Source organism: Pseudomonas lactucae, from assembly GCF_016937615.1.
Taxonomy (GTDB): domain Bacteria; phylum Pseudomonadota; class Gammaproteobacteria; order Pseudomonadales; family Pseudomonadaceae; genus Aquipseudomonas; species Aquipseudomonas lactucae.
Map to the genome: position 1 here is coordinate 1 of NZ_JAFHKI010000056.1, position 7893 is coordinate 7893.

Consider the following 7893-nt stretch of genomic DNA (forward strand, 5'->3'; position numbering starts at 1 on the left):
CGATAGCGGTGTATCAGCCAAAGATTTGGTGGCTGGCACCCTGCAATCGGGGGCAAGCCCCCTCCCACATTTGGTTCTGTGTTGGGTTTGAGGTCAGCGGCGGTCTGCCACTACCCCAATCAGCACCAGCACTACCACCAACACCGGCGCCAGGCTGTAGTTATTGAACTGGCTCAACCCCCGCACAATCCACGGCGTGGCGTAGATCAACGCCGCGCCGCTGCCGATCATGCACAGCAGCGCCATCAAGGGAACGCGCAAGGCGCCGGCAATGCTGCCCAGGCGCGCTTCGACCCAGCCCTTGATGTCGGCGCCGAACAGCACCAGCAAGCAGCCGACGAGGGCCAGGGAGATTTCCGACAGGTTGCTGCGGCTCCAGCGGGATACGGTGGCGAGCAGGTCGAGTACCAAATCCATTCGATTTCCTTAAGAGCGTCAGCTCAAAAACGTCTGCAACAGGTCATTGAGAAAGAGTTGCCCGCGGTCGGTCGCCGCCAGGCGTGAGGGTTCGACCTGCATTAAGCCACTTTGTTCTGCCTCGCGGCGGCCTTCAGCGAGGCTGGCCAGATCGAGGCCGGTGCGCTCGGCGTAGAGTCTGGCTTCGACACCCTCGGTAAGGCGCAGGGCGTTCATCAGGAACTCAAAGGGCAGCTCTTCGTTGGTCAGTTCCTTCGCGCCGGCCTGGAAGGGTTTGGCCGGGTTCAGGTAGTCCTTCGGCGCCCGGGTCTTCCAGGTACGCACGATACGCCCGTCCGGGTGGCTGAGCTTGCCATGCGCCCCGGCGCCGATGCCGATAAAGTCGCCGAAGCTCCAGTAGTTCAGGTTATGCCGCGCCGGGCGGCCCGGTTGGGCATAGGCCGACACTTCATATTGTCGGTAACCGTGTTCGGCGAGCAGTGCCTGGCCGGCTTCCTGGATATCCCACAGGGTGTCGTCCTCCGGCAGCACGGGCGGCTGGTTCCAGAACACGGTGTTGGGTTCCAGGGTCAACTGGTACCACGACACATGCGTGGGCTTGAGTGCGATGGCTTGGCGCAGGTCGCTCAGGGCGTCGTCCAGGGACTGGTTTGGCAAACCGTGCATCAGGTCGAGGTTGAAGTTATCGAACCCGGCCTGGCGTGCCATGCCGGCGGCGCGCACGGCTTCGTCACCATTGTGGATGCGGCCCAGCGCTTCGAGTTTTTCCTGCTGGAAGCTCTGGACGCCGATGGACAGGCGGTTGATCCCCAGCTTGCGGTACGCCACGAACTTCTCTTGTTCGAAGGTGCCGGGGTTGGCCTCCAGAGTGATCTCGATGTCGCCGGCAAACGGGATCCGCGCTTCCACGCCCTTGAGCAGGCGGCCCAGTGCCGCTGCGCTGAACAGGCTGGGCGTACCGCCGCCAAAGAAGATCGAGCTCAGCTCCCGCCCGTAAACGGCGTGCAGGTCCTGGTCGAGGTCAGCCAGCAAGGCGTCTACGTACTCTTCTTCCGGAAGCACTGGGCTTGCGGTATGGGAGTTGAAGTCGCAATAAGGGCATTTGCGTACGCACCACGGGATGTGGATATACAGCGCCAGGGGCGGCAGCACCGGCAGGCTCGCCCGAGGTGTTTGCGCGCCGCCATGGATCAGGGGCAGCGCCGGAGTGTCGTGGGTCATTTCAGGCCCAGGCGTTGGCGCAGCAGATCCATTGCACGGGCGCGGTGGCTGATCTGGTTCTTGTCGGCGGGGCTTAGCTCGGCGCTGGAGACATTACGCTCTGGCACCCAGAACAGCGGGTCATAGCCAAAACCGTGGTCACCGCTGGCTGCATGCAGGATGCGCCCGTGCCACAGGCCTTCGCAAAGGATCGGCAGTGGGTCATCGGCATGCCGCACCAGGGCCAGCACGCAGACGAACTGCGCGCCACGCATCGCATCCGGCACATCCTTGAGCGCTTCGAGCAGCTTGGCGTTGTTGGCCGCATCGCCCTGGCCATCGGCGTAACGCGCGGAGTAGATGCCCGGCGCGCCGCCGAGGAAGTCCACGGCCAGGCCGGAGTCATCTGCCAGCGCCGGCAGGCCCGAAATGCGTGCGGCATTGCGGGCCTTGAGGATGGCGTTCTCGACAAATGACAGGCCGGTTTCTTCCGGCTCGACCTGGCTGAACTCGCCGATTGAGCGCAGTTGCACGGACTCACCGAGCATGGCCTGCAGTTCTTTGAGTTTGCCGGCGTTATGGCTGGCCAGTACGAGTTGTGTAAGAGTCATCAGTTGGCCGGAAACAGTTCTTGGTTGAATTGGAAACCATGGGCCTTGCCGCCCGTTTCAACGTTGATGGTAAACGTCTTGTATTCCCGCTGCGTCACGGAGTAGGGCGCAAGGTAGCTGATCCCGCTTTTCTCTTCGATTTGCTTGAACGTGAGAATCTCGCTCTTGCCGCCCAGGTCCTTGATGGTACCGGTCACCTGGGCCGCGACCGGGGTCACGCCCTTGATCACCGTCACATTGATCAAACCCTTCTCCTTGCTGCGCACCACGCCGACTTTCTGGGCGGTTTCGGGTGGCAAGAAGCTTGAGGTGAAGGTGTTGTAATGCACCGTGATGTCACCGAAGTCTTTCTTGCGATTAGCGTCGATAGTGTCCGCAGCCATGGCGTTGGCGCCCAGGCATGCGGTCAGTAGAAAAATAGCCAAACGACTCATGATCGTCCCTCTTGATAATGATTAGACGGCAATCTTGTGTTCGGTCAGGCCAGGGCTGCTGACCCGGTAAATTCCGATTTCACCCAACAAATTGGGCCATAGCTTACTCGCCCAGCCGTGGCGATGCTGTTGATCGACGGCCAGGCGGTTGATCACCTTGGCTTCGCGCTCGCCGCACAGCGCTTCGAAGTCTTCGAAGGTGCAGAAGTGGATGTTCGGCGTGTTGTACCAGGTGTATGGCAGGAAGTCCGACACCGGCATGCGGCCCTTGGTGGCCAGGTACCAGCGGCAGCGCCAGTGCCCGAAATTGGGAAAGGTGATGATGCATTGGCGACCTACACGCAGCATTTCATCGAGGATCCGGTCCGGGTAGTGCACCGCTTGCAGGGCCTGGGTCATGACGACGATATCGAAGCTGTTGCTGGCAAAGTTGCCCAGGCCCTTGTCCAGGTCCTGCTCAATCACGTTGATGCCCTTGGCCACGCACTGGGCGATGTTATCCGGGTCGTTTTCCAGGCCATAGCCGGTGACTTGCTTGTGGTCGCGCAGCCAGCTCAGCAGTTCGCCATCGCCGCAGCCGAGGTCGAGCACGCGGCTGCCGGCAGGGATCCAGTCTTGGATGATGTCCAGGTCGGCTCTCATGGCGTTCTCCCAAAGCGTAAGCAATTCATATAAGCGTGATTCGGTTCATGTAGTTGCGAAACGCCTGCAGGTAGCGCGGGATCGGGATCAGAAAGGCGTCGTGGCCTTGCGGAGCATCGATTTCCAGGTAGCAGACGTCTTTGCGCGCGGCCATCAGGGCATCCACCAGCTCACGTGAGCGCGCGGGCGAGAAGCGCCAGTCGGTAGTGAACGACATCACGCAGAACTTGGCCGTGGCGTGCTCGAAGGTTTTCGCCAGGTCGTCATCAAAGTTGGCCGCCGGGTCGAAATAGTCCAGGGCCTTGGTCATCAACAGGTAGGTATTGGCGTCGAAACGCCCCGAGAACTCCTCGCCCTGATAGCGCAGGTAGCTTTCCACCTGGAACTCGACGCTGTGGAAGTCGTAGTTGAGCTTTTCGCTCTTGAGGCCACGGCCGAATTTCTCGCCCATGGAATCGTCGGACAGGTAAGTGATATGCCCGACCATCCGCGCCAGCATCAAGCCGCGCTTGGGGATCACGCCCGCTTCCTGGAACGAACCGCCGTGGAACTCGGGGTCGGTGAGGATCGCCTGGCGCGCCACTTCGTTGAAGGCGATGTTCTGCGCCGACAATTTGGGGGCCGAGGCGATTGCCAGGCAATGACGCACGCGATCCGGGTAAGTGATGGTCCACTGCAGCGCCTGCATGCCGCCCAGGCTGCCGCCGATCACCGCCGCCCACTGGTTGATGCCGAGCAGATCCGCCAGGCGCGCCTGGCTGTGCACCCAGTCTTCCACGGTGAGCACCGGGAAGTCGGCGCCGAACGGCTTGCCGGTTTCCGGGTTGAGGCTGCTGGGGCCGGTGGAGCCGTTGCAACCGCCGAGGTTGTTCAGGCTGACCACAAAGAACTGGGTGGTATCGATGGGCTTGCCGGGGCCGATGCAGCTGTCCCACCAACCGGGCTTGCGCTCGTCGACAGAATGGAAACCGGCGGCGTGGTGATGGCCGGACAGGGCATGGCAGATCAGCACCGCGTTGCTCGCCGTGGCGTTCAGTTGGCCGTAGGTTTCGTAGATGAGGTCATAGGCTGGCAGCGAACGCCCGCAGGCCAGGGCCAGCGGTTCGCTGAAGTGCGCCACTTGGGGGGCGACCAGTCCAACAGAATCGGGGGGAAAGACAGCTGGCATCGACCCTGCTCTCGTTTAAATGAGGCGTAAGTCTAAAGAGCGGGGACCCTAGCGGCAAGCGAAGGCCTACGCCGGTACACAGATTCAAAGTGTGGGAGGGGCGGTGCGACGATTCGACTTGCCCCTCCCACATTATGATCCGCGTCAGATCAGCCCAAACAGTTCCTTGGGCATACCCGCGTAATCAGCCACGTACGGGATGACCCAGCCCTGTATGAGTTGGATCGCGATAAACGCGAAGATCGGCGAAATATCCAGGCCGCCCAGGTTCGGGATCCAGCGGCGGAACGGTGCCAGCACCGGTTCGGTGATCTGGTAGACCAGTTCGGCACCAGGGCTGCGGCTGCCGGGAGCGACCCACGACAGAATTACGCTGATGATCATCGACCAGAAAATGATCTTCAAAAACAGCGAGAAGATGCCAATCAGCGCCCATGGCAACAGCAGCGGCGTGAGGGGCACATAGCCCATGAGCAGCAGGAGGACCACCATGAACAACAGAATCTGCAACAGCAGCGCCAGCACCAGCGAGGACATGTCCAGGCCGAACATGCTCGGGATCACCCGGCGCAGTGGCTTGAGCAGCGGTTGGGTGGCCTTCACCACGAACTGGCACAGCGGGTTGTAGAAGTTCGCCCGCACCAGTTGCAGGATAAAACGCATCAGCACGATCAGCAGGTACAGGCTGCCCAAGGTCTGGATGATGAAGATGAGGGCACTATTGAGTCCAAGCATCATGTATTCCTTCGTAGGGAGACGACTATTTGCCCAGCTGTTCGGCCATTTCGGCCGAACGATGTGCCGCGGCACCCAGTGCTTTTTCCACCAGGGCTTCAAAGCCCCCGGCCTGGAACGATTCGATGGCGGCTTGTGTGGTGCCCCCTGGGGAAGTGACGCGACGGCGCAACTCGGCAGCGTCCACGTCACTGGCGACGGCCATCTTCGCGGCGCCCAGTGCGGTTTGCTCGGCCAGTTGCTCAGCCACTTCCTTGGAGAGGCCCAGTTTCACGCCTGCGGCGGTCATGGCTTCGATCAGCAGGAAGAAGTACGCCGGGCCGCTGCCGGACACGGCGGTGACCGCGTCCAGTTGCTGCTCCTGTTCCAGCCACAGGGCGATGCCCACGGCGGACAGCAGCACCTGCGCCTGCTCGCGTTGGGCGGCGCTCACTTGGGCTGTGGCGTACAGGCCACTCACACCCTGGCGCAGCAGTGACGGGGTGTTGGGCATGCAGCGCACGATCGGCTGTGCGCCGAGCCAGTGGTTCATGCTGGCGCAGGTAATACCGGCGGCGATGGACACCACCAGTTGGTGCGGTTGCAGGCTCGGGCGCAGGCTTTCGCACACGGCCTTCATGGCTTGCGGCTTGACCGCCAGCACGATCACGTCGACGCCCTGGATGGCCTCGGCGTTGTCGGCAAAGGTCTCGATACCGTGTTCGGCGGTGATGCGGGCGCGGGTGTCGGCACCCGGATCGCTGGCGCGGATCTGCGCGGCGTCCAGGCCTTTGGCCCGCAGGCCGCCGATCAGGCTGGCCGCCATGTTACCGGCGCCGATAAAGGCAATACGCGTGTCTGTCATGACAGGTCCTTAGCTAGATGGAAGTCAGCCATTTCAAGGCTGGCCGTAGTCGCGGGCGCCAAACAATGCGGTACCGATCCGCACCCAGGTGGCGCCCTGGGCGATGGCCGACTCAAGGTCGTGGCTCATGCCCATGGAAAGTGTGTCGAGCGGCAGGTTCAAACCGGCTTGCAGCTCGCGCACGGTGGCGAACGCCGCATCTTGCTCGGCCCGATCTTCTGTCGGCTCGGGAATCGCCATCAACCCGCGCAGTTTCAAGCGAGGCAAGGCACTGATCGCGTTGGCCAGGGCCGGCAGGTCGGCGGGCGTGCAACCGGACTTGCTGGCTTCGCCGCTGACGTTGACCTGGATGCAGATATTCAGTGGCGGCAGGTCGGCCGGGCGTTGTTCGGACAAGCGTTGTGCGATTTTCAGACGGTCCACGGAATGCACCCAGTCGAAGTTCTCGGCGATCGCGCGAGTCTTGTTCGATTGAATGGGGCCGATGAAGTGCCAACTCAAGGGCAGGTCGGTCAATTCGGCCTGTTTGCCCAAGGCTTCCTGCAGATAGTTCTCACCGAAGTCGCGCATCCCGGCGGCATAGGCTTCGCGAACGGCTTGCGCGGGTTTGGTCTTGCTCACGGCCAGCAGGTGGATGCTGTTTGCGTCACGTTGCACGGCGTCGGCTGCAGCGCGGATGCGCTGGCTAACCTGGCCGATATTGTCTGCTATCGTCGACATTCAAGATGCGCCCGTGGATATGGAGTCCGCGGCATTCTACTGGAAATGGAAAGCCCTATGGATATCACTGAATTGCTGACGGTTGGCGTGCGCCGGGGCGCCTCCGACCTGCATCTCTCGGCCGGCCTGGCACCCATGCTGAGGATCGATGGCGAGGTTTGGCCCCTGGATTGGCCGGTGTTTTCAGCCCGGCAAGTGGCCGACTTGTTAAGCCCGCTGCTCAACGAGCATCAACAAAAGGATTTCGAAACATCTCTTGAAACGGACTTTGCGTTCGAGCTGCCCGGTGTGGCGCGGTTCCGGGTAAACGTGTTCCAGCAGGAGCGCGGCATGGGCGCAGTGTTTCGCACCATCCCGACCGAGGTCCAAAGCCTGGAGAGTCTGGGCCTGGGGGACGTCTTCCAGCGCATCGCCCAGTTGCCCCGCGGCCTGGTGCTGGTGACCGGGCCTACCGGCTCCGGCAAGTCCACCACCCTGGCTGCGATGATCGACTACCTCAATCAGCATCGGCGCCAGCACATCCTCACGCTGGAAGACCCGATCGAATTTATCCACACGCCCAAGACCGCGCTGATCAACCAGCGTCAGGTGCACCGTGACACCCACAGTTTCTCGGTAGCGCTACGCTCGGCGCTGCGCGAAGACCCGGACGTGATCCTGGTAGGCGAGTTGCGCGACCTGGAAACCATCCGCCTGGCGTTGACGGCGGCCGAGACCGGGCACTTGGTCTTCGGCACTCTGCACACAACCTCGGCGGCGAAAACCGTGGACCGCCTGGTGGACGTGTTTCCGGCAGGCGAAAAGGCCATGGTGCGCTCGATGCTGTCGGAGTCGCTGCAAGCGGTGGTGTCCCAGGTGCTAGTGAAAAAGCTCGGCGGCGGACGCGTGGCGGCCCATGAAATCATGCTGGGCACACCGGCCATTCGGAATCTGATCCGCGAGGACAAGGTGGCGCAGATGGTCTCGGCGATCCAGACGGGTGGGGCGCTGGGGATGAAAACGCTGGATATGAGTTTGAAGGCGTTGGTCACGCAAGGCGTGATCAGCCGGGAAGAGGCGCGGGAGAAGGCGCGGGTGCCTGCAGACATATGAGGTCTTGCAGCCAACGAAAATCAAATGTGG

The 7893-nt window shown here is 62.0% G+C and carries 10 protein-coding genes; 1 reads left to right on the forward strand and 9 read right to left on the reverse strand.

All coding sequences use genetic code 11. The annotated features are described in order from the left end of the window. Positions 1-93: 93 nt before the first annotated feature. The 9 genes from JWR98_RS11325 to JWR98_RS11365 form a co-directional block, all read right to left on the reverse strand. Positions 94-417, reverse strand: a complete 324-nt coding sequence (locus JWR98_RS11325) for a DUF3392 domain-containing protein (protein WP_003176691.1) — start codon at positions 415-417, stop codon at positions 94-96. An 18-nt stretch (positions 418-435) separates the two neighbouring features. Next, positions 436-1638, reverse strand: a complete 1203-nt coding sequence (gene hemW / locus JWR98_RS11330) for a radical SAM family heme chaperone HemW (protein WP_078735069.1) — start codon at positions 1636-1638, stop codon at positions 436-438. Next, positions 1635-2231, reverse strand: a complete 597-nt coding sequence (gene rdgB, locus JWR98_RS11335) for an RdgB/HAM1 family non-canonical purine NTP pyrophosphatase (protein WP_078735068.1) — start codon at positions 2229-2231, stop codon at positions 1635-1637. Before rdgB ends, hemW begins: the two co-directional genes overlap by 4 nt. Then, entirely contained in the window at positions 2228-2662 is a 435-nt protein-coding gene (locus JWR98_RS11340) for a DUF4426 domain-containing protein (protein ID WP_078735067.1), read from the reverse strand. Before JWR98_RS11340 ends, rdgB begins: the two co-directional genes overlap by 4 nt. A 21-nt stretch (positions 2663-2683) precedes the next feature. Beyond that, positions 2684-3304: a methionine biosynthesis protein MetW gene (metW, locus tag JWR98_RS11345; RefSeq protein ID WP_078735066.1), complete on the reverse strand. Its 621-nt coding sequence runs from the start codon at positions 3302-3304 to the stop codon at positions 2684-2686. 25 nt (positions 3305-3329) lie between these two features. After that, entirely contained in the window at positions 3330-4472 is a 1143-nt protein-coding gene (metX, locus tag JWR98_RS11350) for a homoserine O-succinyltransferase MetX (protein WP_078735065.1), read from the reverse strand. A 144-nt stretch (positions 4473-4616) separates the two neighbouring features. Then, positions 4617-5207 (reverse strand): YggT family protein, encoded by a 591-nt coding sequence (locus tag JWR98_RS11355; RefSeq protein WP_003176685.1) that lies wholly within the window; start codon positions 5205-5207, stop codon positions 4617-4619. Positions 5208-5232: 25 nt separating this feature from the next. Continuing rightward, positions 5233-6051 (reverse strand): pyrroline-5-carboxylate reductase, encoded by an 819-nt coding sequence (gene proC / locus JWR98_RS11360; protein WP_078735064.1) that lies wholly within the window; start codon positions 6049-6051, stop codon positions 5233-5235. A gap of 33 nt (positions 6052-6084) precedes the next feature. Continuing rightward, entirely contained in the window at positions 6085-6771 is a 687-nt protein-coding gene (locus JWR98_RS11365; protein ID WP_078735063.1) for a YggS family pyridoxal phosphate-dependent enzyme, read from the reverse strand. A gap of 57 nt (positions 6772-6828) precedes the next feature. On the opposite strand from JWR98_RS11365, the gene JWR98_RS11370 reads away from it, so the two are divergent. Further along, on the forward strand, positions 6829-7863 hold the full coding sequence (locus tag JWR98_RS11370; RefSeq protein WP_205490065.1) for a type IV pilus twitching motility protein PilT: 1035 nt from the start codon (positions 6829-6831) through the stop codon (positions 7861-7863). Positions 7864-7893 lie beyond the last annotated feature (30 nt).